General features: G+C 69.9%; 21 protein-coding genes and 1 tRNA gene. 10 read left to right on the top strand and 12 right to left on the bottom strand.

Going from position 1 to position 22,867, the window contains the following annotated elements; all coding sequences use genetic code 11:
• Window positions 1–40: 40 nt before the first annotated feature.
• The 8 genes from NRF20_RS22530 to NRF20_RS22565 form a co-directional block, all read right to left on the bottom strand.
• A complete protein-coding gene (locus NRF20_RS22530; protein ID WP_398628614.1) occupies window positions 41–1,690 on the bottom strand; it encodes a long-chain fatty acid--CoA ligase in 1,650 nt (549 codons plus the stop codon).
• A gap of 144 nt (window positions 1,691–1,834) precedes the next feature.
• Window positions 1,835–2,458: a SigE family RNA polymerase sigma factor gene (locus tag NRF20_RS22535; RefSeq protein WP_398628466.1), complete on the bottom strand. Its 624-nt coding sequence runs from the start codon at window positions 2,456–2,458 to the stop codon at window positions 1,835–1,837.
• A 190-nt stretch (window positions 2,459–2,648) separates the two neighbouring features.
• Window positions 2,649–3,815 carry a lipid-transfer protein gene (locus tag NRF20_RS22540; RefSeq protein ID WP_398628465.1) on the bottom strand — a complete coding sequence of 389 codons (1,167 nt, stop codon included), beginning with the start codon at window positions 3,813–3,815 and terminating at the stop codon, window positions 2,649–2,651.
• Entirely contained in the window at window positions 3,812–4,207 is a 396-nt protein-coding gene (locus NRF20_RS22545; protein WP_398628464.1) for a MaoC family dehydratase, read from the bottom strand. Before NRF20_RS22545 ends, NRF20_RS22540 begins: the two co-directional genes overlap by 4 nt.
• Window positions 4,204–5,238 (bottom strand): acyl-CoA dehydrogenase family protein, encoded by a 1,035-nt coding sequence (locus NRF20_RS22550; protein WP_398628463.1) that lies wholly within the window; start codon window positions 5,236–5,238, stop codon window positions 4,204–4,206. Before NRF20_RS22550 ends, NRF20_RS22545 begins: the two co-directional genes overlap by 4 nt.
• 1 nt (window position 5,239) lies before the next feature.
• Entirely contained in the window at window positions 5,240–6,199 is a 960-nt protein-coding gene (locus tag NRF20_RS22555) for a bifunctional MaoC family dehydratase N-terminal/OB-fold nucleic acid binding domain-containing protein (RefSeq protein ID WP_266359689.1), read from the bottom strand.
• Window positions 6,196–7,371: an acyl-CoA dehydrogenase family protein gene (locus NRF20_RS22560; protein ID WP_398628462.1), complete on the bottom strand. Its 1,176-nt coding sequence runs from the start codon at window positions 7,369–7,371 to the stop codon at window positions 6,196–6,198. The genes NRF20_RS22555 and NRF20_RS22560 overlap by 4 nt, the downstream gene beginning before the upstream one ends.
• Window positions 7,372–7,576: 205 nt before the next feature.
• Entirely contained in the window at window positions 7,577–7,888 is a 312-nt protein-coding gene (locus tag NRF20_RS22565) for a hypothetical protein (protein WP_398628461.1), read from the bottom strand.
• Window positions 7,889–8,210: 322 nt separating this feature from the next.
• Between NRF20_RS22565 and NRF20_RS22570 the strand changes: the two genes are divergently transcribed.
• The 3 genes from NRF20_RS22570 (at window position 8,211) to NRF20_RS22580 (ending at window position 10,443) form a co-directional block, all read left to right on the top strand.
• Window positions 8,211–9,095 carry a bifunctional DNA primase/polymerase gene (locus NRF20_RS22570; RefSeq protein ID WP_398628460.1) on the top strand — a complete coding sequence of 295 codons (885 nt, stop codon included), beginning with the start codon at window positions 8,211–8,213 and terminating at the stop codon, window positions 9,093–9,095.
• 67 nt (window positions 9,096–9,162) lie between these two features.
• On the top strand, window positions 9,163–9,405 hold the full coding sequence (locus tag NRF20_RS22575) for a hypothetical protein (protein ID WP_398628459.1): 243 nt from the start codon (window positions 9,163–9,165) through the stop codon (window positions 9,403–9,405).
• A gap of 567 nt (window positions 9,406–9,972) precedes the next feature.
• Entirely contained in the window at window positions 9,973–10,443 is a 471-nt protein-coding gene (locus tag NRF20_RS22580; RefSeq protein WP_398628458.1) for a hypothetical protein, read from the top strand.
• 174 nt (window positions 10,444–10,617) lie between these two features.
• On the opposite strand, the gene NRF20_RS22585 is transcribed toward NRF20_RS22580, so the two are convergent.
• Both NRF20_RS22585 and NRF20_RS22590 read right to left on the bottom strand, forming a co-directional pair.
• Window positions 10,618–10,702 (bottom strand) — tRNA-Ser (locus tag NRF20_RS22585).
• Between the two features lie 50 nt (window positions 10,703–10,752).
• A complete protein-coding gene (locus NRF20_RS22590) occupies window positions 10,753–12,249 on the bottom strand; it encodes a trypsin-like peptidase domain-containing protein (protein ID WP_398628457.1) in 1,497 nt (498 codons plus the stop codon).
• A 242-nt stretch (window positions 12,250–12,491) separates the two neighbouring features.
• On the opposite strand from NRF20_RS22590, the gene NRF20_RS22595 reads away from it, so the two are divergent.
• From NRF20_RS22595 to NRF20_RS22605, 3 genes are all read left to right on the top strand, one after another.
• Entirely contained in the window at window positions 12,492–13,325 is an 834-nt protein-coding gene (locus tag NRF20_RS22595) for a glycerophosphodiester phosphodiesterase (RefSeq protein ID WP_398628456.1), read from the top strand.
• Between the two features lie 53 nt (window positions 13,326–13,378).
• Window positions 13,379–13,984: an ATP-binding protein gene (locus NRF20_RS22600; RefSeq protein WP_398628455.1), complete on the top strand. Its 606-nt coding sequence runs from the start codon at window positions 13,379–13,381 to the stop codon at window positions 13,982–13,984.
• A 199-nt stretch (window positions 13,985–14,183) separates the two neighbouring features.
• A complete protein-coding gene (locus NRF20_RS22605) occupies window positions 14,184–15,149 on the top strand; it encodes a DUF5926 family protein (protein ID WP_398628454.1) in 966 nt (321 codons plus the stop codon).
• 849 nt (window positions 15,150–15,998) lie between these two features.
• Here the strand turns inward: NRF20_RS22605 and NRF20_RS22610 are convergent.
• The gene (locus NRF20_RS22610; protein ID WP_398628453.1) at window positions 15,999–16,721 is read right to left on the bottom strand and encodes a bifunctional DNA primase/polymerase; all 723 of its coding nucleotides are present in this window, start codon (window positions 16,719–16,721) and stop codon (window positions 15,999–16,001) included.
• 568 nt (window positions 16,722–17,289) lie between these two features.
• Between NRF20_RS22610 and NRF20_RS22615 the strand changes: the two genes are divergently transcribed.
• Both NRF20_RS22615 and NRF20_RS22620 read left to right on the top strand, forming a co-directional pair.
• Window positions 17,290–18,714 (top strand): PP2C family protein-serine/threonine phosphatase, encoded by a 1,425-nt coding sequence (locus NRF20_RS22615; protein WP_413754592.1) that lies wholly within the window; start codon window positions 17,290–17,292, stop codon window positions 18,712–18,714.
• Window positions 18,715–18,849: 135 nt separating this feature from the next.
• The gene (locus NRF20_RS22620; RefSeq protein WP_266359709.1) at window positions 18,850–20,313 is read left to right on the top strand and encodes an aminopeptidase P family protein; all 1,464 of its coding nucleotides are present in this window, start codon (window positions 18,850–18,852) and stop codon (window positions 20,311–20,313) included.
• Between the two features lie 56 nt (window positions 20,314–20,369).
• Here the strand turns inward: NRF20_RS22620 and NRF20_RS22625 are convergent, their stop codons facing one another.
• Window positions 20,370–20,897 (bottom strand): ATP-binding protein, encoded by a 528-nt coding sequence (locus NRF20_RS22625; RefSeq protein WP_413753188.1) that lies wholly within the window; start codon window positions 20,895–20,897, stop codon window positions 20,370–20,372.
• 259 nt (window positions 20,898–21,156) lie between these two features.
• On the opposite strand from NRF20_RS22625, the gene NRF20_RS22630 reads away from it, so the two are divergent.
• Together NRF20_RS22630 and NRF20_RS22635 are read left to right on the top strand one after the other, a co-directional pair.
• Window positions 21,157–21,960, top strand: a complete 804-nt coding sequence (locus tag NRF20_RS22630) for a hypothetical protein (protein WP_266359713.1) — start codon at window positions 21,157–21,159, stop codon at window positions 21,958–21,960.
• A 166-nt stretch (window positions 21,961–22,126) separates the two neighbouring features.
• Window positions 22,127–22,855 (top strand): YcnI family protein, encoded by a 729-nt coding sequence (locus NRF20_RS22635; RefSeq protein ID WP_413753189.1) that lies wholly within the window; start codon window positions 22,127–22,129, stop codon window positions 22,853–22,855.
• The last annotated feature ends 12 nt before the right edge of the window (window positions 22,856–22,867 follow it).

Genomic DNA, 22,867 nt, shown 5'->3' on the forward strand with positions numbered 1-22,867 from the left:
ATCCCGTACCGCCCTCGTCGCACTCCCCGACCGGGTCGGGTCAGAGCCGGGTGATGTCCAGCTCGCCCTCCGCGTACTGTTTGCGGATCACCTTCTTGTCGAACTTGCCGACGCTCGTCTTCGGCACCGCCGGAATGACCGTCCAGCGCTCCGGCAGCTGCCACTTGGCGATGCCGGACTCGGCGAGGAAGTTCCTCAGAACCTCGTACTCGGTGGTGGCACCGTCCTTGAGGACGACGGTCGCGAGCGGACGCTCGCCCCACTTCTCGTCCGGGACGGCGACGACCGCCGCCTCGGCCACGTCCGGGTGCGCCATGAGCGCGTTCTCCAGCTCGACGCTGGAGATCCATTCGCCGCCGGACTTGATGACGTCCTTGGCCCGGTCGGTGAGAGTGAGGAAGCCGTCCTCGCTGATCACGCCGACGTCACCGGTCTTCAGCCAGCCGTCCTCGCTGAACTTGTCCTCGGGACGCAGTGCTTCGCCGTCCGCGCCCCCGTAATAGGCGCCGGCGATCCAGGGGCCGCGCACCTCCAGCTCACCGGCCGACTCGTTGTCCCACGGCAGATGGTCGCCGCCGGGGCCGACCAGGCGTGCCTCGACGCCGGCCGGGAAGCGGCCCTGGGTGACGCGGTAGGGCCACTCCTGCTCCTCGGTCAGCCCGGCGGGCGGGTTGGCCATGGTGCCGAGCGGCGAGGTCTCCGTCATGCCCCAGGCTTGGCAGAGGCGGACGCCGAGCTTGTCGTACGCCGCCATGAGGGAGGGCGGACAGGCGGCGCCGCCGATGGTGACGCGGGCCATGGAGGTGAGATCGCGCGGGTTGGCGGTGACCTCGGCGAGCAGCCCCTGCCAGATGGTGGGGACGGCGGCGGCATGGGTCGGCTTCACGCGCTCGATCATGTCGGCGAGCGGGGCGGGCTGCAGGAACCGGTCCGGCATGAGCATGTTGACGCCGGACATGAACGTGGCGTGCGGCAGACCCCATGCGTTCACATGGAACTGGGGGACGACCACCAGCGTGGTGTCCTTGTCGGTCAGGCCCATCGACTCGGACATGTTGACCTGCATGGAGTGCAGGTAGATGGAGCGGTGGGAGTAGACGACGCCCTTGGGATCACCGGTGGTGCCGGAGGTGTAGCACATGGCGGCGGCCTGGCGTTCGTCGAGCTCGGGCCAGTCGTAGCTGGTCGGGCGTCCGGCGATCAGCTCCTCGTACTCGTGCACCCGGGGCGCCGCGCCGTCGAGCACGGAACGGTCTCCCGGCCCCGTGACGATCACATGCTCGATCGACGTCAGATGGGGGAGAAGCGGCGCGAGCAGCGGCAGCAGGGAGCCGTTGACGATGACGACCTTGTCGTCGGCGTGCTTGACGATCCAGATCAACTGCTCGGCGGGGAGCCGGAGGTTGAGCGTGTGGAGGACCGCGCCCATCGAAGGGATCGCGAGATACGCCTCGACGTGCTCGGCGTTGTTCCACATGAGGGTGCTCACCCGCTGGTCGCCGTCGACACCGAGCTCGTCGCGCAGCGCGTTCGCGAGCTGCGTGGCCCGCCGGCCTGTCTCGGCAAAACTGCGCCGCTGCGGCTCGGGCTCACCGGTCCAGGTCGTGACCTGGGACTTCCCGTGAATGGTCATCCCGTGTTCGAGGATGCGGGTGACAGTCAGCGGTACGTCCTGCATGGTGCTCAGCACGGCGTCCTCCCGGTGGGCGCTACGCGGCAGTAGAGTTCCGCTGATTCTGCTCACATACCAGTCGGTATGTCACTAGTCCCGAGAGTACGAATCGGTGTCGTTCGGCAAAATCAGGCCTGCCCGGCACGCTGCCGCCACCCGGGTTCACCGCACCGGAGCCAGCTCCGGGTCCTCCCTGAGCTTGCCGAGCGCCCGCGACACCGCGCTCTTCACCGTGCCGATGGACACCCCGAGCACCTCGGCCGTCTGGGCCTCGCTCAGGTCCTCGTAGTACCGCAGGACCACCATCGCCCGCTGCCGGTCCGGAAGCTTCAGCACGGCACGCCACATCGCGTCGTGGAGCGTCTGGCGCTCGGCCGGGTCGGGAGTCGGCGATGCCTCCTGCTCGGGCAGTTCGTCGCAGGCGAACTCGTCGACCTTGCGCTTGCGCCACTGCGAGGTCCGGGTGTTCAACAGTGCCCGGCGGACATAGCCGTCGAGCGCCCGGTGGTCCTCGATCCGTTCCCAGGCGACATACGTCTTGGTGAGCGCGGTCTGCAGCAGATCCTCGGCATCGCTCGGGTTCGCGGTGAGCGAGCGCGCGGCACGCAGCAGTACGGGCCCTCTTGCCCGTACGAACGAGGAGAACGACGGATACGGAGCGTGCGGAGCCCGTGAGGCGTACGAAGTGCGCGCGGCATACGGTGTGCGCGCGGCGTACGGGCCGTACGGGACGTGTCCGATGGTGGCAGCTCCCCCGGAGGTGCCCGTGCAGACTGGCGTGGTCATGGCTCCACGCTAGGAGCGGGCGCCGTCCCGGGGATCGGCCCCAGGTCCCGAAACCGCGTCCGCCTCAGGGTGTAGGGATGGGGCCTGCCCCACCTCCTGTAGGTGGAGTCGCCGTCATCAGGGCTCAGGGTCGCCCCCCGACGTCCCGCCCGGGCCCGGACGGCACCCCACTCGGGCAGCTGACCCGCACTCAGTCGTCCGCGCCCAGGATCAGTCCCGAGGTGGGCACGCCGGTGCCGGCCGTGACCAGGGTCCTGGCCGCCCCGGACAACTGGTTCACCGACGAGCCGCGGATCTGCCGGACCGCCTCCGCGATGCCGTTCATCCCGTGCAGATACGCCTCCCCCAGCTGGCCGCCGTGCGTGTTCAGGGGCAGCGCGTCGGCCGCGACGAAGTCGGCGGCCTCGCCCGGTGCGCAGAAGCCGAACTCCTCCAGCTGCATCAGGACGAACGGTGTGAAGTGGTCGTAGAGGATGCCCACATCGATGTCGGAGGGGGAGAGGCCGGAGTTCCGCCAGAGCTGCCGGGCGACCACCCCCATCTCCGGCAGGCCCGTCAGATCGTCGCGATAGAAACTGGTCATCTGCTCCTGCGCCCGCCCGGCCCCTTGGGCGGCGGCGACGATCACGGCGGGCGGTTGCGGAAGGTCCCGGGCCCGTTCCGCGCTGGTGACGACGATCGCCTGGCCGCCGTCGGTCTCCTGACAGCAGTCGAGCAGCCGCAGGGGTTCGACGATCCACCGCGATGCGGCATGGTCGGCCGGCGTGATCGGCTTCCCGTAGAAGTACGCCGCGGGGTTCCGGGCGGCATGGCGGCGGTCGGTGACCGCGACATGGCCGAAGACATCCGGCGTCAGCCCGTAGGTGTGCAGATAGCGCTGGGCGGCCATGGCGACCCAGGAGGCCGGCGTGAGCAGCCCGAAGGGGAGGTTCCAGCCGAGCGCCGCGCCCTCCGCGGTGGGCTCCCGCTGCTGCACCCCGGAACCGAACCTGCGTCCGGAGCGCTCGTTGAACGCGCGGTAGCAGACCACGACGTCGGCCACTTTGCTCGCCACGGCCAGGGCCGCCTGCTGGACGGTGGCGCAGGCCGCCCCGCCCCCGTAGTGGACGCGGGAGAAGAACGACAGCTCCCCGATGCCGGCCGCCTGGGCGACGGTGATCTCGGGGCTGGTGTCCATGGTGAAGGTGACCAGGCCGTCGACATCGCCAGGGGTCAGCCCGGCGTCGTCGAGGGCGGCCCGCACCGCTTCGACGGCCAGTTTGAGTTCGCTGCGCCCGGAGTTCTTGGAGAACTCTGTCGCCCCGATCCCCACGACCGCCGCCCTGCCGCCGAGCGAGTCGGCCCTGCGCACGCTCATGCCGCCCCCGCCGGAACGCTGATGGTCACCGTGCCGGTGACATGCCTGCCGAGACCGTTGGCTCCGACGACCGACACCTCGGCCGTCCCGTCGTCGCCGAGCGCGGTGACCGTGCCGCTCAGGACCATGGTGTCCCCCGGATAGTTGGGCACGCCCAGCCTGATGGCGACCTTGCGGAGCACTGCCGACGGACCGAAGCGCTCGGTGACGTACCTGCCGACCAGTCCGTTGGTCGTGAGGATGTTCATGAAGATGTCCGGGGAGCCCTTCTCCCGGGCGAGTTCCGCGTCATGGTGCACGTCCTGGTAGTCGCGGGAGGCGATGGCGCCCGCCACGATCAGCGTGCGGGTCACCGCGATCTCCAGCGGCGCCAGCTCCTCACCGACCTTCACTCCGGTCCCTCCTTCACCAGCGACTGGCCGATCTCCTGCAGTACTTCGCTGCCGCATCCCAGATAGGCGTCGAGCTGACGGCCCCAGAGGAAGTGGCGGTGTACGGGATGGTCGAGGTCCGCGCCCGTTCCGCCGTGCAGATGCTGTCCGGCGTGCACCACCCGCTTTCCGGCCTCCGACGCCCACCAGGCGGCGGTCAGCGCCTGCGGTCCGTACGGCAGTCCCGTGTCATACCGCCAGGCCGCCTCGTACGCGGTGACGCGTATCGCCTCGGTGTCCATATGGGCGTCGGCGGCGCGCAGCAGCACTGCCTGCTTGGTGGAGAGCGGGCGCCCGAACTGCTCCCGCGTGTTCGTGTGGGCGACGGCCCTGGCCAGCGAACCGGCGCACACCCCGGCCTGCAACCCGGCGAACGCAGTCCGGCTCGCGGCCAGCACCGCCTCGTACGCCCCGGCGCCACCGAGCCGCTCCCCGGGCGCCCCGTCCAGGACGAGCCGCGCCGCCGACCACGGCGCCGTGGTCTCCACCGGCTCCGTCACCACACCCGGATCAGCGGTCCGTACGATCCACAGCCCCCGGTCCGAGTCCGCGACAAGGACGAGACCCGCGTCCCGCAGCCACGGCACGTACGGCATGCTGCCGCTCAGCCGCCCCTCGCCGTCCGCCCGTATCCCACCGCGAGCCGGGAACGCCCCGGTGGCGACAGCCGTGCCGTCCCGCAGCGGAGGCAGCAGTCGCTCCCGCTGTTCGTCCGTGCCGTGACCGGCGACGGCGAGCAGCCCGTACACACAGCTCGCCGCGAACGGCACCTGCGCCGTCGTCCGGCCCTGCTCCTCCAGCAGGAGCACCAGGCCCAGCAGCCCGATCTCCTCCACGGCTGCGGTCAGCCCGGCCGCGCAGAGCTCCTTCCACAGCTCGGCGTCCGTCCCCGTGCCGGCTCCGGCCAGGCGCTCGTGCGTCGACAGATCCCCGAAGATCTGCGCCGCCAGCCCCTGTGCCGCGGTCTGCTCCTCGGTGGGTGCGAAGTCCATGTCAGCCCTCGCCTCCCCGGAAGACCGGAAGCTCCAACTCCGGGTCCGTGCGGAGGAATTCCAGCCGCACCGGCATTCCCGTCCGCACCTTGTCGTACGGCACGCCGACCACATTGCCGACCATCCGCACGCCCTCCGCCAGCTCTATCAGCGCCACCGCGTACGGCCCGCCCTCCGCGGAGGTGCTGAAGGCGGGGAAGTGCGGGTGATGCATCACGACGTAACTGAAGACGGTGCCCTCGCCGCTCGCCTCGACCGTGTCCCATTCCTGGCAGCCGCACCCGTTGCAGCCGGGCAGCCAGGGGAAACGCAGCGTCGCGCACTCGCCGCACCGCTGGATCAGCAGCCTGTGCTCGGCGACGCCCTGCCAGAACCCGGCGTTGTCCCGGTTGATCACCGGCCTCGGGCGCAGGCTCCGGCCGCTGCGGGGCGCCGCGCGCTTCACCACTGCCGGTGTGTACTTGAGGATCCGGAAGCGGTGCGTCCCGGCAGGCTCCCCTTCCGCGCGGACGTCCATCCGCGTCGTCACGAAGTAGCCCGTCCCCAGCTTGGTCGCCTTCCGCTCCGAGACCGACTCGATCACCGCGTCGAACGTGATCCGGTCGCCGGGCCGCAGCGGCCGCAGATATTCCTGCTCGCAGTCGGTCGCGACCACCGAGGTGTACCCCGCGCCGTCGAGCAGGCCGAACAGGTCCTCGTATGCCTGGGAGCGGTCGGTGTGCCCCGAGAGGCCGCCCATCGTCCACGCCTGCAGCATCGTCGGCGGGGCGATCGCCTCCGGCCCCGTGTAGGCGGGGTTGGTGTCCCCCATCGCCTCGCACCAGTGCCTGATCATCGGCTCGTTGACGAGATCCTTGCCGATGCCCGCGGTCGCGGCGGCACGCCCCTCGAACTCCTTGAGCCGCCCGTACAACTGATCCGACCCGCCCGGTTCTTCCCGCCCTTCCCGCGCGCCCGTCACCGCTTGCCCCTCTTCATGCCGAGCCGCATCGTCGCGACGATCTCCCGCTGCACCTCGCTCACTCCGCCCCCAAAGGTGTTGATCTGCGCCGCCCTGTTCATCCGCTCCAGCTCCCCGTCCCCGAAGGAGCCGGGCGAACCGCCCCGGATCGTCCCGGCCTCGCCCGTGATTTCCTGGCAGATCCGATACACCTCGACAGCGCTCTCGGTTCCCACGAACTTCACGCCGCTCGCCTCGCCCGGGGCCAGCGATCCCGCCCCGACATCCCCCACCAGCCGCCAGTTGAGCAGGCGCGTCGCCGCCAGCCGGGCGAACGCCTCGGCCAGCCGGGTCCGCACCCACGGCTCGTCCACCGGACGCCGGCCCGTCAGCGGGTCGGGGGTGCGAGCGAAGGTGAGTGCCGCCTCGTAGAAGTCCTCGGCCTGCATTCCGATGGCGGCGAGAGCCACCCGTTCATGGTTCAGCTGGTTGGTGATCAGTCCCCAGCCGCCGTTCTCCGCTCCGACAAGATGAGTGGCGGGCACCCGTATCGCGTCGTAGTAGGTGGATGTCGTGGTCAGCCCGCCCACGGTCTCGATCGGCGTCCAGTCGAACCCCGGGGCATCCGTCGGGACCAGAATGATCGAGATGCCCTGGTGCTTGGGTGCATCCGGGTCCGTGCGGCAGGCGAGCCAGATCCAGTCGGCGTTCTGCGCATTGCTGGTGAAGATCTTCTGCCCGTCGATCACCCAGGAGTCGCCGTCCCGCACGGCCCTGGTGCGCAGCGCGGCCAGGTCCGTACCGGCCTCCGGCTCGCTGTAGCCGATGGCGAAGACGACGTCGCCGCTGAGGATCCTGGGCAGGAAGTACGCCTTCTGCTCCTCGGTCCCGTATTTCATCAGCGTCGGCCCGACGGTGTTGAGGGTGACCATCGAAACGGGCGCCCCTGCCCGGTAGGCCTCGTCGAAGAAGACGAACTGCTCGTCGGGGCCGCGCCCCCGGCCGCCGTACTCGACGGGCCAGCCGAGTCCGAGCATCCCGTCCGCGCCGATCCGGCGCAGCAGTCGGCGTTGCTCGGCCGGGTCTTCGACCCCGGGCCCCGTCCTCGCGTCCCTCCCGGGCATCACCTTGCTGAAGTACGTGCGGAGTTCGGCGCGCAGCTGTTGCTGACGCTCCGTCTGGGCGAGGTGCACGGCGGCTGCCTCCCGGACACGGGCGTACGGATCAGGGTTTCTGACTGTCCGTCAGATCCGTGCTCGCTGTCAAGGTCGCCGACACTCCGGCGCGGTCGCCGGGTAACGCGAAGCGGCCTGCACAAGGACACCGAAGTGCCCTCGCACAGGCCGCTGTTCAACCAGCCGTGACCGACCCCCCGTCCGGCCCATGACCGGTCGGGGGTCACCAGAGATTGGTGAAGTTCACCACGACGTTCTCGTTGTGCTGGTGGATCGCGGTGAACGCCGATCCGTTCACCTGCGCGGAGTTGCTCTGGTTCGACGCTCCGGAGCCGACGGCCTGCTGCTGCGACGTGGACGAATTACCGGAGTTGTTGCCACCGACGCCGCTGCCGACGACCGTCGCAACGGCCGCGTTCGATCCGTCGTTCGCGAACGAACCGCTGTCGGCCTGGGCCACGCCGCCGAAAAGCGCGGCGGCGAGGGGCAGAGCTACAACAGCGGCGAGGGCACGAGCGGTACGGATGCTTGCCATGTCAATTCCTCCAGGAAGCGGAAGTACGGCTTGTCCCGAGGCAGTTGGCCGACCGCCCCGGTGTTGGTCACGACGTCGCGAGACCAGAGTTGCCCACCGAATCCCCGGCGAACCACCCATGTGATCCGATTCCCCCGCAAGCATGATGACCACCCGATAAACCTTCTCGCGCCCCCCAAAGCCCCAGCTCACACCCCTCCTGCGCCCCCATCCGCCCCCTCCGGGCCGTCCAATCCCGCACACACCAAGAGGAGAAGCGTTCCGGCACCCGACCCTGCCAAGCCCCCTTCCCTTCTTCGAACACCTGTACGAAAATAGAGTCATGGCCATCACCGACCGGCAGACCGCCACCCTGGCCCTCGCCCACGCACTCTCCGCAGCCGAGCGCGGGCTCCCCGTCATCCCGCTCTCCGCCGGCAAGCTCCCCGCCCTGCCTTCTCCGCACCGGAACGAAGACCGGCCGGTCACCTGCCGGGGCGCCTGTGGCCTTCTGGGACACGGCGTCCACGACGCCACCACCGACCCCGCCGCCGTACGCGCCCTCTTCGCCGCCGCCCCCTGGGCCACCGGCTATGGCATCGCCTGCGGCCGGCCCCCGCACCGCCTCATCGGCATCGACCTGGACATCGACACCACCGGTCGCAACGACTCCGCCGTCTCCCTCCAACAGCTGGCACTGCACCACCTGTTCACCATCCCGCCGACCGTCACGGTCCTCACCCCCAGCGGCGGCCGCCACATCTGGCTGACCGGCCCGCCCGGCATCTGCATACCGAACTCCGCGAGCCGGCTCGCACCCGGCATCGACATCCGCGGCGCCGGCGGCTACCTGGTGGGCCCCGGCTCGGTCACCGCCCGTGGCACCTACCGGCTCGCACCGGGCACCGCCGACCTCCCGCCGGCCCCCTGCCCCCGCGCACTCCTCCACCTGCTCACACCCCCCGCGCGCCCTCACCACCCCACGCCCCGGGCCGACCAGGGCCGGGGACTGGTCCGGTTCGTCCTGGCAGCACGCGAGGGTCAGCGCAACACACGGCTCTTCTGGGCAGCCTGCCGCGCCTACGAACACGGCTTCGGCGACACCCTGGCGGACGCCCTCGCCCACGCCGCCGTCACCACCGGCCTCACCGAACGCGAAGCCCGCGCCACCATCGCCTCGGCGGCCCGCCTCAGCAGAGGCTGTCCGAACGAATCAGGGACGACGTAAAGCGGGACTCAAGCGCAGAGCGCGCCGCGCTACGCGGCCGGTGCCAGTCCCGCCTGTACTCGTCGCGATGCTGCGGGAGCACATCAAGCAGTACGGACCGGGCGGGGATAGCCGCCTCTTCCGCGCGCATGCAGGCGTATCGCTCTGGATCAATGCAGGGGTCGACCCGGTCGAGGTGGCGCGCCCCGCCGGCCACAGCATCGCGGTGCTCTTCCCCTTCTGCAGGAAGATCCTGCGCGGTCAGCAGGACCGGGCCAATCAGTCCAATCAGCTCTTCGGCAGGGAGCTGAGCAGCAACGATGAGGGGTGATCCTGGCCCACACATGGCCCACACGGGCTGATCAACCGTGGGATTCAGGCGCCCGGGGTGAGACGGGGTGAAACGCGGGAGGGGTGTCTTTCGGCGAGAGACACCCCTCCCGACCAGCATCTGCGCTGACCTGCAAGCGGTGGGTGCGGGATTTGAACCCACGGTGACTCGCGCCACGACGGTTTTCAAGACCGGTCCGCATATCGCCACTACGAGCCTTTGACCTGGGCATACAGGTCCGGCAAGACTCGCATGCGCACTTCCTGGCCGGAGGTTGGCCGACCGCTCCCGTCAGCGACTCCTTCGTCCCGCCCCGCCACCACACTCGCGGTAGTCGGTCGAACTGGCTAGTCCTACAGGGACACATCCGGTTGCGACCTGCGGCGATGCACAAGGCCGCCGCCTCCTGGCCCCTTCCCGTGTGGCCAGGCTGATGTGTCCCCGTAGTACTAGATCCATGCCCGGGGGCGGGCACGGTCACTGGGGGGACTGCTGGACCCCCGCTCTGCGCCTGCCGCTAGAGTGCGATGCTTGTTCGATTCGCCGCGGGGCGGAGGGGGAGGCGCTGTGAGCGCACAACTGAGAGACACCGCCGGGGAGTTGGCGGAGATATTGTGGCGGGAACACACCGTGTACCGGGAGCGGTCCGGCGGTGTGGTCATCCGGGGTGAGCATGTACGGCGGTGGATCAGCCTCGCTCCGGCGGGCGGCCGGGACGAGGTCCTCGTACGCGCGGGGCGCATCCTGGACGGCGGCACCACCGCTCCGGCGCGTTCGGAGGCCGTGGTGCTCCTCTCCGCCGGTACAGGCGTGCTCGCCGCGACCTGCCGTCGCCTGCTCGCCGAGGCGGCGGCCGATGTGGCGCCGGTCGCGCCAGGACGGGCAGCGCCCGGGCGGTCCAAGCGGTCCAAGCGGTCCGGGAAGGCCGCACGGCCCAAAGGCAGTGGGAAGCACACCAGTTTCGGTTCATGGGTGATCCTCGCCTGCATCGCCGGTGTGATCGCCCTGTACGTCTACAGCACCGCGATGCACGGCTAACCAGTACTGCAGGGACACATCAGCCTGGCCACACGGGAAGGGGGCCGCAGGTTGGCCACACGCACTGGTCAGACCCGGTACACGCCCGACCCGGGGTGAGACACGGTGAACGCAGAAGGGGCGCCTCTCGGTGAGAGACACCCCTTCTGACCAGCATCTGCGCTGACCTGCAAGCGGTGGGTGTGGGATTTGAACCCACGGTGACTCGCGCCACGACGGTTTTCAAGACCGTTCCCTTAGGCCGCTCGGGCAACCCACCCCGCGCCCTCGGCCCATGGACCGAGGTTGACGCGAGGACAGCCTAGCCGGTCAGCTGTCACCCTTGCGCTCCCCCAGGGTGACTTCGGCCGTTGCCGTCTTGCCGTCGCGCTTGTAGGTCAGTGTCACCCGGTCGCCGGGCTTGTGGGTCCAGATCTCGCCGATCAGAGTCGGGCCGCTGTCGATCACGGTGTCGTTGAACTTCGTGATGACATCGCCCGCCTTGAGGCCGGCCCGGTCGGCGGGGCCGCCCTTCGCCACGGCTGCCGTACCACCCGTGCCCTGGTCGGGGATGGCGGCGCCCCCGGTCCTCTCGTCCATCGTGACCGTGGCGCCGATCACCGGGTAGACCGGCTGGCCGGTCTTGATCAGCTGCTGGGCGACGTTCGTCGCCTGGTTGATCGGGATTGCGAAGCCGAGGCCGATGGAGCCCGCCTGGGTCTGACCGACACTGCTGCCGGTCGACTGGATGGCCGAGTTGATGCCGATGACCGCGCCGCGCGCATCGAGCAGCGGGCCGCCGGAGTTGCCCGGGTTGATCGAGGCGTCGGTCTGCAGGGCGCTCATGTACGAGTTGCTGCCGCCGGAACCGTCACCGGAGGCGACCGGGCGGTTCTTGGCGCTGATGATGCCCGTGGTCACCGTGTTGGACAGGCCGAACGGGGCGCCGATCGCGATCGTCGAATCACCGACCGCCACCTGGTCCGAGTTGCCGAGGGGCAGCGGAGCGAGCCCCGGCGGCGGGTTCTTCAGCTTCAGAACGGCGACGTCGTAGCCCTGCGCCCGGCCGACCACCTCGGCGCCGTACTTCTTGCCGTTGGAAAACGTCACCGTGAGCTGGCCGCTGTCCGCCGCGGAGGCCACCACGTGGTTGTTGGTGAGGATGTGGCCTTCCTTGTCGTACACGAAGCCGGTGCCCGTACCGCCCTCGCCGTCACCGCTCTGCGCATCGATGGTGACCACGCTCGGCAGCGCCTTGGCCGCCACGCCCGCGACCGTGCCGGGATCGCGCTTGAGGTCCTGCGGGTTGGCCGACGCCGCGACCGTGGTCGAGCCGTTCCGGTCGGCCGCCCAGTAGCCGAAGGCACCGCCGATACCGCCCGCGATCAGCGCCGCCGCTGCCACTGCGGCCACCAGGCCGCCCATACCTCGCTTGCGCGGGCCCTCGGGGGAGTGGAGCTGGGCCGGGGCACCCCAGACCGGACCGGCACCGCCGCCGTCCGCGCCATGGTGCGCGTACGCGGGGACGGCGGGAGGGGGCGGGGGCCAGTTGGCTTCGGCGGCCGACTGGAGCCCGGGGGGAGGCGTACCCGGCACGGAAGCCATGGGGGTGGTCGCTGTGGCCGGTTCCTCCGTCGGGGGGTACGGCTGCTGCGCCCGGGGCGACTGCTGCGCGGCTGCCGCGTCCGGCGTCTGCGGGGACGCCGGGGTGTCGGGCGTGCTCTCAGGTGGCCCCTGAGGAGCATCGGCCGGCACTGGAGGTGCGGACGGAACGGACGGAACGGCCTCGGCCGCAGTGCCCTCGTTGCCCTCGTTCTCTGTGCTCACAGCTCTTTAACTCCTCGGTTCCACATCATTTTCGGCAAGAGATCCGCTGTGCACGTGTCCCGGGACAGTTTTTCCCAAGGCGCGTCGGGCCACTGTAAGCAGGACCTGTGCATCCGCACGCCAATCTTTACATCCGGCAAAACGGTCTCCCGGTACGAGGTGCCCACAGCCGCGTCGCAAGGTGCGGACACCCGTGGCGCAAGCTGTACGCAGCAGTGGCTTGTCGGTGACACGATGACGCAGTGACCCACGCACGGCAGCAATCCACGCACCACTCCATCCAGGTCATTGCCCACCGAGGCGCGTCCGACGACGCCCCCGAGCACACCCTGGCCGCATACCGGAAGGCGATCGAGGACGGCGCCGACGCGCTGGAGTGCGATGTACGGCTCACCGCCGACGGCCATCTCGTCTGCGTACACGACCGCCGGGTGAATCGCACCTCCAACGGCCGCGGCGCCGTCTCCGCGCTGGAGCTCTCCGAGCTCGCCGCCCTCGACTTCGGCTCCTGGAAGGACCGCGAGGAGTCGGAGTCCCCGGACTGGGATCCGGTACCGGGGGAACTCACCTCCGTGCTGACTCTGGAGCGACTGCTGGAACTGGTCGCCGAGACACGGGCAGCCGGGCACCCGCTCCAGCTGGCCATCGAGACCAAGCACCCCACCCGCTGGGCGGGCCAGGTCGAGGAGCGGCTGCTGCATCTGCTGAAGCGCTTCGAATTCGACGTTCCGCCGGCCGAAGGCCCTTCGCCGGTACGGATCATGAGCTTCTCGGCACGCTCCCTGCACCGCATCCAGGCCGCGTCCCCCACCCTGCCCACCGTCTATCTGATGCAGTTCGTCTCGCCGCGCCTGCGTGACGGGCGACTGCCGGCCGGGGCGCGGATCGCCGGCCCGGGGATGCGGATCGTACGCAGTCACCCCGGCTACATCGAGCGGCTGCACCGTGCGGGCCACCGCGCGCATGTCTGGACGGTCAACGAACCCGAGGACGTCGAGCTCTGCATCGATCTCGGCGTCGAGGCAATCATCACGAACCGCCCGAAACAGGTTCTGTCACAACTGGGACGCTCTTAACATCAGTTACACGGAGTACACCGGCGCATTCGAACCGCATTCGATCGTTACGAGTGCGTCACCGGCAGGCGATTGGCCGGTTTCCGGTCCAGTCCAGGAGGGCATCCACTCCGTGGCGTGGGGCAAAGGAGGTCTCGGGGGTGGCGTTGGTGGTGGCACAGGAAGTGCCCACGTCGTCGAGCATGGCCGTACCCCATGGCCCTGCGGGCGTGGGTCAGGCGCGGCACCGGATGCGTGAGCAATTGCGCAGCTACGGGGTGCGGGATTCGGTCGTCGACGATGCTGTATTGATCCTTTCCGAACTACTCAGCAATGCCTGTCGGCACGGCAGGCCGCTGGGACGGCACACAGATGTGGGTGACGGCGACATCCGCGCCGCATGGCGCGTGGACAGAACAGGCGGCCTGACCGTCGAAGTGACGGACGGAGGCGGTCCGACCCGACCGATTCCGGCCACACCGTCGGTGACGGCGCGCGGCGGCCGCGGGCTCAACATCATCAGTGCGCTCGCCGAGGAGTGGGGCGTACGCGACAGCTCGTCCGGCGAGGTCACCGTCTGGGTCCTCGTCAGAGAGGGGCACGGGCGGGTGTCCGGAGTACAGGGTGTGCCGGGGCTCGACGGGCTGGGCTTCGCGGACGCCTTCGACGACATGGGCTGACGTTCCCGCGCGGGTACGGATGCCTGCGGTGACGGCGATACGGGTACCCGTACCGGCACACGTGTCGATGGACAGGCGTACGCATGGGCGTTACGCACTCCCGTACCACCGGGCGCGCAGGCGGATGTGTCCCGGACGCGACACGGCCAGCTAGGCTCGCGGCCCAGACCGCACTGTCACAATCGGGAGAAAGCCCACCATGGCCAAGAAGCGCCCTCAGACCAAGGCCGGGAAGCAGCAACTCAAGGACGGCGAGATCCCTGTGGTCGGGGCTCGCGAGCCCTGCCCGTGCGGTTCGGGCCGCCGCTACAAGGCGTGTCACGGCCGCGCCGCCGCCCAGGCGGTGACCGAGCTCGTCCACCGTCCCTTCGAGGGCCTGGCCGGCGAGTGCGGCTGGGTCGCCCTGCGTGAGCTTGTACCCGCGGCAACGGTCGAGCTGACGCTGAAGGGCGGGCTGCCCGAGGGTGTGCCCTCCGTGACTCTCGCGACCGTCCTGCCCATGGCGTGGCCGGCGCTCCGCCGCGACGACGGCTCGGTGCTGCTCGCCCTGCAGAACGACACCCCGTCCGGCGACCTCAGCCGTGACCTCGCGGATACGCTGCAGCGGGCGCTGGCCGCCGAGCCGGGTTCGCCCGTGGCCGCGCGGCGGGCACCGGCCGACGGTCCGCGGCTGCAGGACGTACTCGACCCCGATGCGGCGTTCGAGCCCGTTGTCCACTCCGGCTTCGAGTTCTGGGTCCAGGACGCGGAGAACGCCACGCCCGAGGTGTCCGCGTCCCTGGAGCGCGCGAACGAGGCGGCGATCCCGACGACCCTGCTCTCCGGCGTGGACGCCGCGTACTGGTGCGAGACCCCGGAGAAGAACCACCTGCGCTGGGTCATGCCGCACCCCGAGGAGCAGCTCCTCGACGCGCTCGCCCGGCTGCACGCCGCAGGCACCTCCTCGCTGGGCGAGGGGACGCGGCTGGTCGGCTCCTTCCGGGCGCACGGGCTGATGGTCCCGGTCTGGGATCTGCCGAGCGCGATGGGGGCCGCGGAGTGCGAGAAGCCCGCGGCCGAGCTCGCGGAGCGGCTGACGGCGGCGCTCGCCTCGGACGCGCCGCTCACCGCCGAGGAGCGGCGGGCCCGTGGCGGGCTCACCAACCGCCAAGTGACGCTCAGCTGACAGTGACGACCCCCGGGCCCGTTCGGTGACGCATGTCACAACTCGCCGTACTCACAGGTAAATCGCTGTCCTAATACGCGAGATCGAATTTGCGAACGGCAGATCTCTTGTTACCGTTCTAGAAGCCCGGTCGCTGGTGCATCCCCCGTCGCCAGCGATCGGGCATTCTCATTTCCGGGTACGGCACACAGCGCGCGATACGGCGCACGAGCCCGCGCACGCCCCCTCACCGGTACAGCCCCACACTCGTCTCCACGTCGGGCCCCGGCAGCCCAGCACCTGTGCACCGTCGTCAACCCGGCGCGACAGAACCCGGATTGACGACGGGCCGCCATCGGCAGCGGAGCCTCCCCCACCGACGTACCGCCGGTTCCGCAGGACCGGCCGGCCTCGGACAGAAGCGGGAACTCCCTTATGGATACCCCTCCACAGAGCCACTCGAATAAATCTTCGAGGAATACTTCGAGAGGGTTCTGGAAGATCCATCAGAAATCCCTGCGCCGACGCACTTTGCAGCGGCAGACTTTGCATTGACCGGCATGAGACCGGGACTGATGGAGTGGCCGGGAGAAGACGGGCGCGGAACCGGAGCCATGAACGCTGCCACACCCGCGATACCGATCACGCGGAGAATCACGCGACCCCACCTGTCGGCATCCGTGGATGCCTGTCAGATTCGCCCGAATTTCTGACGATACGCCGGAGATGTCAGCAGAATATGAACACCCCGGTACCGCACGCCCTTTTACACCGGGAACTCCGGTCGGCTCACGTCCGAACGAGTGAGCCGACCGCGGGTTCCGCCCCACAGGGGCGCGGCGCACCCGCCGACCGCCCGCCGACCACTCGTCAGTAGGCGAGCCGACTTCCGCCGTCCGGTGCACCGTTGCTCGCCTCGACCAGTGCGTCGAGTACCGCCCCCACATCCGGCAGCCACGGCGCGGCGGATCCGGGGACAGGCTCCCCCCTGTTCGGGCGCGGCCGGGAGCTCGCGGAAGGAGCTCGTTCCCAGCGCACCTGCCCTGCCCCCACCTCGGACGGCGGAAGGACGAGATAGCCGCCCTCACCGTGGAAACGCAGCGAGCTGGGCACCCGGTCCTTGGCGTGCAGCAGCTCGCCGAGCCGTTCGAGGGTGTACGGAGCGACCAGCAGCGACCACCGGGTCGGCGTCGCCACTACGGGGCCGAGCCGTGCGCCCATCCGGTCCAGCTCGGCCAGCGCCCGGGCGGCCGCCACGGCCGGCAGGCTCAGCGCGCACGGGGCGCGTCCGCCGGTGGCCAGCACGATCGGGGCGGTGGGCCGGTTGGCCCACCACCAGCGCACCATGCGCTCGTCGGTGGTCGCCGCGAGGAGACCGGGATCGAAGGGGTGTGCGCCGGGTACGGCGCACTCGGGATCGGGACAGGCACAGCCACGGCCACGGTCACCGCGCCCACCGGCCGCCTCGAGTCCCACTCCGGGGAGCACGGGCCACTGCCATGCGGTGGCACAGGTCAGGACCGCGTCCAGTTGGGCGGGCCTCACCCTGCGCCGGAGCCGGAGCCTGCGTCGCCTTCCGAGGATCTCGCGCATGAGCGCTCGTTCCTTTCCGTTGAACGCCGAGGGTCCACATCACACCACGCGCGCATCACAGCACGCGTGCATCACTTCACTGTGCGTACATGCTCTTCAAATCTGCGGTACGGGTGGGTCGTCGGTACCGAGCACGCTCTGAGCCGGTTCGAGCAGGGGCGAGACGAGTCCGGGCACAAGCATGGCGAGGAGCAGCGCACGTATCGCGCCTGCCGTCCCAGGGTGCAAACCCCGCCACTCGGGGGTGGGGGCGTAGCCGTCACAGATGAGGACGTCCGGGCCCGCTGCCAGGTTCCGGGGCGATCGGAACTGCCCCTGACCGTCATCGATTACGTACCCAGCATGCCCGAAATGACGCTCCCTCTGGGACTTCACCCCGAGAACACCCCCTGTCGAGCACACCCAGTCGACCGCAAATAGCCGCCACAGGGTGCACTTTTTGGCCAACTTATGAGTCACTTGGACACCACAAATCCCGCAGGGACAATGCTGGACATGGCCTTACTTGTGCGTGTACATGTGGATGCTGCGTGCACACGTGGATGCACTGATAGCGGCGCAGAATGACATGGGGGTTTGCGATGCTATTCGACGAATCGCACCGGTTGGAAAGCCGACTGCCATGAGCGCCCCGCACCTGCCGAAAGTGGCTGGAATCGATCCCATGGTTCCTGTTTCAGCGCACACTGCCGGCTCTCTGTCCGAAGGACCGGCCGCCCCCGGAGCGTTCATCCAGGACCGGCTGGCCGGCTGGGTCTCCGACCTCACCACGCTGCACGAACTCACCGAGCGGCTGGCCAGAACCAGCACGCTCGACGATGCGCTGCACGAACTGCTGGACGCCGGAGCCGCCCTGGTCGGTGCCCGCCGCGGTCTGGTCGTCTTCGAACCGTCCGACCACCGCGGCCCCGTAAGCACCATCGGCCTCGGACTCGCCCATGCCGAGCTCGGGCACATCGAGACGGTGCCGCGCAGCGCCACCTCCTACGGCCGGATCCTGGAAGGGCTCCCGGACGCCGAAGGAGCGCAGACCACCCCCGATCTGCTCGGCGACACCAGCCTGGATCCCCGCCGCCGCGAGGTCGCCGCCCGGCTCGGATACGCCGCCAGCTACGCCCTGCCGCTCACCGCCGAGGCGACCGGCAGACTCGGTGCCGCCGTCTGGCTGTACGACGAACCCGCCGAACCACTGGAACGCCAGCGCCATCTCATGGGCCTCTACGCCGGATACGCCGGCGAGCATCTGGCCAGGCTGCTGGAGCTGGAGCGGGCCAGGGCAGATGTCGCCACCGTCACGGAGGAGCTGCTGCCCAGCCGACTGCCCCGGGTCACCGGCGTACAGCTGGCCGCACGCCATCGCACGGCGCCGCAGGGCGGCGGCGACTGGTACGACGCGCTGGCTCTGCCGGAAGGTGCGCTCGGTCTCGCCGTGGGCTCGGTGAACGGCTCCGGCCCGAGCGCCCTGGCCGCCATGGGCAGGCTGCGTGCCGGTCTGCGGGCGTACGCGGTGATGGAGGGCGAGGATCCGGTCGCCGTGCTCTCGGATCTGGAACTGCTGCTGCGGCTGACCGAACCCGCCCGTTCCGCAACCGCCCTGTTCGCCTACTGCGAACCCGCCCGCCGCAAGATCCTGCTGGCCGGCGCCGGCCACACCCCGCCGCTCGTGATCGGCGACCGGCGCACCGAGTTCATCGAGACCTCGGTCTCCGCACCGCTGGGCATGCTCGCCTGCTGGGAGGCGCCCAGCGTGGAGATCACTCCCGCGCCCGGCGAGACCGTACTCCTCTACACCGACGGGCTGCTGCGCCGCACCGGCGACTCGATGGACCGGGCGTTCGCACGGCTCCACACGGCGGCGGCGTGCGTACCGAAGGCGCTGCGTGGCGACGCCGGGTCCGTTGCCGACCACGTGCTGCGGACCGTGCTGCCGAACGGGCTCGACCAGGGCAACAGCACGGAGGACGTGGTCATTCTGGCCGCGCGCTTCGACTGAGCCGGCCGGCCCGCCCCGACTGCGCTGTGCAACCCGCCGCGGCCAAGCTGTGTAACAGGTCTTCCGGCCCTGTGCCCCCTTCCGTACGCCCGTACGATGGACGGGGTCCAGTGTCGTATCAAGGAGAGACAAATCGTGGCTGAGGAGCTCACCCCGGAGAACCCGGAGACCGAAGAAGAAGAGACGGTCAAGCAGCGGAAGAACGGCCTGTACCCGGGCGTCTCCGATGAACTCGCCGCGAACATGAAGTCCGGTTGGGCCGATACCGAGCTGCACGGCCTCGAACCCATCGCCCAGGCCGAGCACACCGCCGCCCGCCGCGCCGCGCTCTCCGCCCGCTTCCCCGGTGAGCGTCTGGTCATCCCCGCGGGCAAGCTGAAGACCCGCTCCAATGACACCGAGTACGCCTTCCGCGCGTCCACCGAGTACGCGTACCTCACCGGCGACCAGACCCAGGACGGCGTCCTCGTACTGGAGCCGACCCAGGACGGGCACGAGGCGACCATCCACCTGCTGCCGCGCTCCAACCGCGAGAACGGCGAGTTCTGGCTCGACGGCCAGGGCGAACTGTGGGTCGGCCGCCGCCACTCCCTCGCCGAGGCCGAGCAGCTGCTGGGCATCCCGGCGAAGGACGTGCGCGAGCTCCCGGCCACGCTGGTCGAGGCCACCGGCCCGGTCCGTAACGTCCGCGGCCACGACGCCGGCATCGAGGCCGCGCTGACCGACAAGGTCACCGCGGAGCGCGACGAGGAACTGCGCGTCTTCCTCTCCGAGGCCCGACTGGTCAAGGACGCCTTCGAGATCGCGGAACTGCAGAAGGCCTGCGACGCCACCGCACGCGGCTTCGAGGACGTCGTCAAGGTTCTCGACAAGGCCGAGGCGACGAGCGAGCGCTACATCGAGGGCACCTTCTTCCTGCGCGCCCGCATCGAGGGCAACGACATCGGCTACGGCTCGATCTGCGCGGCCGGCCCGCACGCCACCACCCTGCACTGGGTGCGCAACGACGGCGCGGTGCGCTCCGGCGAGCTGCTGCTGCTCGACGCCGGTGTGGAGACCAATGACCTCTACACCGCCGACGTGACGCGCACCCTTCCGATCAACGGCACGTTCACGCCGCTGCAGCGGAAGATCTATGACGCCGTGTACGAGGCCCAGGAAGCGGGCATCGCGGCCGTCAAGCCCGGTGCCGACTACCGCGACTTCCACGACGCCGCGCAGCGCGTGCTCGCCGAGAAGCTCGTCGAGTGGGGCCTGCTGGGCGACCTGTCCGTGGACAAGGTCCTGGAGCTGGGCCTCCAGCGCCGCTGGACGCTGCACGGCACCGGCCACATGCTCGGCATGGACGTCCACGACTGCGCCGCCGCGCGCACCGAGACGTACGTCAACGGAACGCTTGAGCCCGGCGTATGCCTCACGGTCGAGCCCGGTCTGTACTTCCAGACCGACGACCTGACCGTCCCCGAGGAGTACCGGGGCATCGGCGTCCGGATCGAGGACGACATCCTCGTCACCGAGGACGGCAACCGGAACCTCTCCGACAAGCTGCCGCGCCGGGCCGACGAGGTCGAGGCGTGGATGGCTCAGCTCAAGGGCTGATCCGGAACGTCCGGCAGGTCCGGCGACGGACCTCCACGCGTCGAAGGGCGCCCCGCTCAGGACACCATGAGCAGGGCGCCCTCCCGCCATTTCAGGACCTTGTCGAAACTCACCACGGCGCCACGGCCGGGACGGTTGCCGAAGTGGACGTGATCGGCAAGCTGCTCGATCAGACAGAGACCCCGGCCGTCCTCCGCACTGAGCGACGGGTGCAGCTGGGGATCGGGCTGCTGCGCGGAAGTACGCAACGTACGCCGGGCGGGGAAACCGGGCCCAGAATCGGCGACTTCGATACGGCACTTCTCGCCGTCCAGATAAGCGGTGACCCGGTACTGCCCACAGGCCGTACCCGCGGGCTCGTCCCATACGTCCCACGGATCCCGGCCGACGCTCCGTTCTCCCTGGACCCTGTGGTCACCGCCGTGCTCAACGGCGTTTGCGCAGGCCTCGCTGAGCGCAACCGAGAGGTCGAAGGAGATCTCCGGATCCACGCCCGCGGTCTCCATCGCGCCCAGCAGGAAACGACGGGCGAGCGGAACGCTCGCAGCCTCGCGCCGCAAATGGAGGGACCACCAGATGCTCATGCTCCAGCCTCCTGGCTGCGGCTCGACATACCGTTACGTATTGCCGTGCAGGACCGTTCGTAAGCACAGACCGGATGTGAGACCGCTCATTCGGCGGATACCAGCACTCCGTACACCCGTGTATGCCAGATCCGGCCGATGGCCTCGACCGGTGTCCAAACCGGTCACAGCGGCCCCGGCCCGCATCCCATCGGACGGAAGGTGACCTTCCGGACCTGCCGTACGGAGGCCCGGGGCACGGTGCGATGATGACCCCGCCATGTCTATGCCTGTCGCACGCGCCGGAGCCGGTCTGCGGCTCCTGAGGGCCGCGGTGTTCACCGCGGTCTGTGTCGCGCTGTCCGCGGCAGGTCACTCCCTGGCTTCCTGCGCGGCCGTCCCCTGGTGGACCCTGCTCGCCGGATTCCTGGGGATCTTCGCGGTGACGGCACCGCTCGCCGGACGCGAGCGCTCACTGCCGTCCATCGCCGCCGCGCTGGCCGGTGGACAGATCGCCCTGCACACCCTCTTCGGCGTGGGTACGCACACCACCTCGACGGACACCGCGGCGGGCGACGACTCACTGATCCGGTTCGCGGCAAGCCTCGTGTGCGGCATGGGACCCGCGCAGTTGAACGCCGCCGAAGCGCACCGCATCGTCACCACCGCGGGCATCGACCCGGCGTCGGTGACGGCCGGCGGACACCAGCACATGGCCTCCGCAACCGGCTCGGACCCGGCCGCCCTCGCCGGTCTGCTGCCCAGCCTGCCCATGCTGCTCGGCCACCTGCTGGCCGCCGTTGCCACCGGCTGGCTGCTGCGACGCGGCGAGATCGCCCTGTTCCGGCTGGCCCGGCTCTCCGCGCACGGCGCCCAGCAGGTCGCGGCCGGAGCCCGGTTGCGTGCGCTGCGCGCCGCGCTCGCGCTCGTGAACGCCCTGCGCGCCGGACTTCCCGGGGGCGCGGCAACCGGGCCGCGCACCCCCCGTACCGCGGCCGACGCCCCGTCCCCGGCCACCGGGGACCCCTTGCAGCACATGGTGATCAGGCGCGGGCCGCCACCCGTATACGCACTCGCAGCCTGACGCGACACCCTCCGCTCGATGCACGCACGACTCGGCTCACGCACCCACCCGGTGCCGTGCGGGTAGGCATACGCACGCCGCACGTGAGGTAGAGGTGTCGCGATGCCGTCGCGCACCCGCGCGCCGGACCACCTTTCCTTCGTGCTTCCGTGGAGAGATTCCTGTCATGAACGTTTCCCGCATCGCCTTCGTCGGCGGCATCGCCGCATCCACCGTGCTGATCCTCGCCGGTACGGCCTCCGCGCACGTCAGCGTGCAGCCCCAGGGCGAGGCCGCCAAGGGCGGTTACGCCACCGTCAACTTCAAGGTTCCCAACGAGCGCGACGACGCCTCGACGACCAAGGTCGAGGTCAACTTCCCGACCGACCATCCGCTGGCCTCCGTCATGCCGCAGGCCGTGCCCGGCTGGGACATCGAGGTCACCAAGAGCAAGCTGGCCAAGCCGCTCGAGATGCACGGCCAGAAGATCAACGAGGCCGTCTCCAAGGTCACCTGGACGGCCAAGGGCGACAAGGACGAGCGCGGCATCCGCCCGGGCGACTTCCAGCAGTTCCCGCTCTCCATCGGCCAGCTTCCCGAGGACGCCGACCAGCTGGTGTTCAAGGCCATCCAGACGTACGACAACAAGGAAGTCGTCCGCTGGATCGAGGAGCAGAAGGACGGTGCCGCCGAGCCCGAGAGCCCGGCACCGGTCCTCAAGCTGACCGCGGCGACCGCCGACGAGCACAGCGCAGCCGCCGGCGCCACCGCGAAGGCAGCGGACAAGCAGACGACGGCCGCGTCGGACGAGTCCTCCAGTGACACCACGGCCCGCGTCCTCGGCATCGTCGGCATCGTCATCGGCGCCGCGGGGGTGGTCTTCGGCGTCCTCTCCGGGCGCCGCCGCACCGCCTGACCCACAGTCCCA

Source organism: Streptomyces sp. R-74717 (genome assembly GCF_047305335.1).
Taxonomy (GTDB): Bacteria; Actinomycetota; Actinomycetes; order Streptomycetales; family Streptomycetaceae; genus Streptomyces; species Streptomyces atratus.

What these genes read in the sequence shown, in the direction of transcription:
- NRF20_RS22615 (WP_413754592.1), top strand. Translation starts at nt 17,290, where the DNA reads ATGGGGGTTTGCGATGCTATTCGACGAATCGCACCGGTTGGAAAGCCG.
- NRF20_RS22565 (WP_398628461.1), bottom strand. Translation starts at nt 7,888, where the DNA reads ATGGCAAGCATCCGTACCGCTCGTGCCCTCGCCGCTGTTGTAGCTCTG.
- NRF20_RS22535 (WP_398628466.1), bottom strand. Translation starts at nt 2,458, where the DNA reads ATGACCACGCCAGTCTGCACGGGCACCTCCGGGGGAGCTGCCACCATC.
- NRF20_RS22550 (WP_398628463.1), bottom strand. Translation starts at nt 5,238, where the DNA reads ATGGACTTCGCACCCACCGAGGAGCAGACCGCGGCACAGGGGCTGGCG.
- NRF20_RS22570 (WP_398628460.1), top strand. Translation starts at nt 8,211, where the DNA reads ATGGCCATCACCGACCGGCAGACCGCCACCCTGGCCCTCGCCCACGCA.
- NRF20_RS22575 (WP_398628459.1), top strand. Translation starts at nt 9,163, where the DNA reads ATGCTGCGGGAGCACATCAAGCAGTACGGACCGGGCGGGGATAGCCGC.
- NRF20_RS22635 (WP_413753189.1), top strand. Translation starts at nt 22,127, where the DNA reads ATGAACGTTTCCCGCATCGCCTTCGTCGGCGGCATCGCCGCATCCACC.
- NRF20_RS22605 (WP_398628454.1), top strand. Translation starts at nt 14,184, where the DNA reads ATGGCCAAGAAGCGCCCTCAGACCAAGGCCGGGAAGCAGCAACTCAAG.
- NRF20_RS22610 (WP_398628453.1), bottom strand. Translation starts at nt 16,721, where the DNA reads ATGCGCGAGATCCTCGGAAGGCGACGCAGGCTCCGGCTCCGGCGCAGG.
- NRF20_RS22630 (WP_266359713.1), top strand. Translation starts at nt 21,157, where the DNA reads ATGTCTATGCCTGTCGCACGCGCCGGAGCCGGTCTGCGGCTCCTGAGG.
- NRF20_RS22625 (WP_413753188.1), bottom strand. Translation starts at nt 20,897, where the DNA reads ATGAGCATCTGGTGGTCCCTCCATTTGCGGCGCGAGGCTGCGAGCGTT.
- NRF20_RS22540 (WP_398628465.1), bottom strand. Translation starts at nt 3,815, where the DNA reads ATGAGCGTGCGCAGGGCCGACTCGCTCGGCGGCAGGGCGGCGGTCGTG.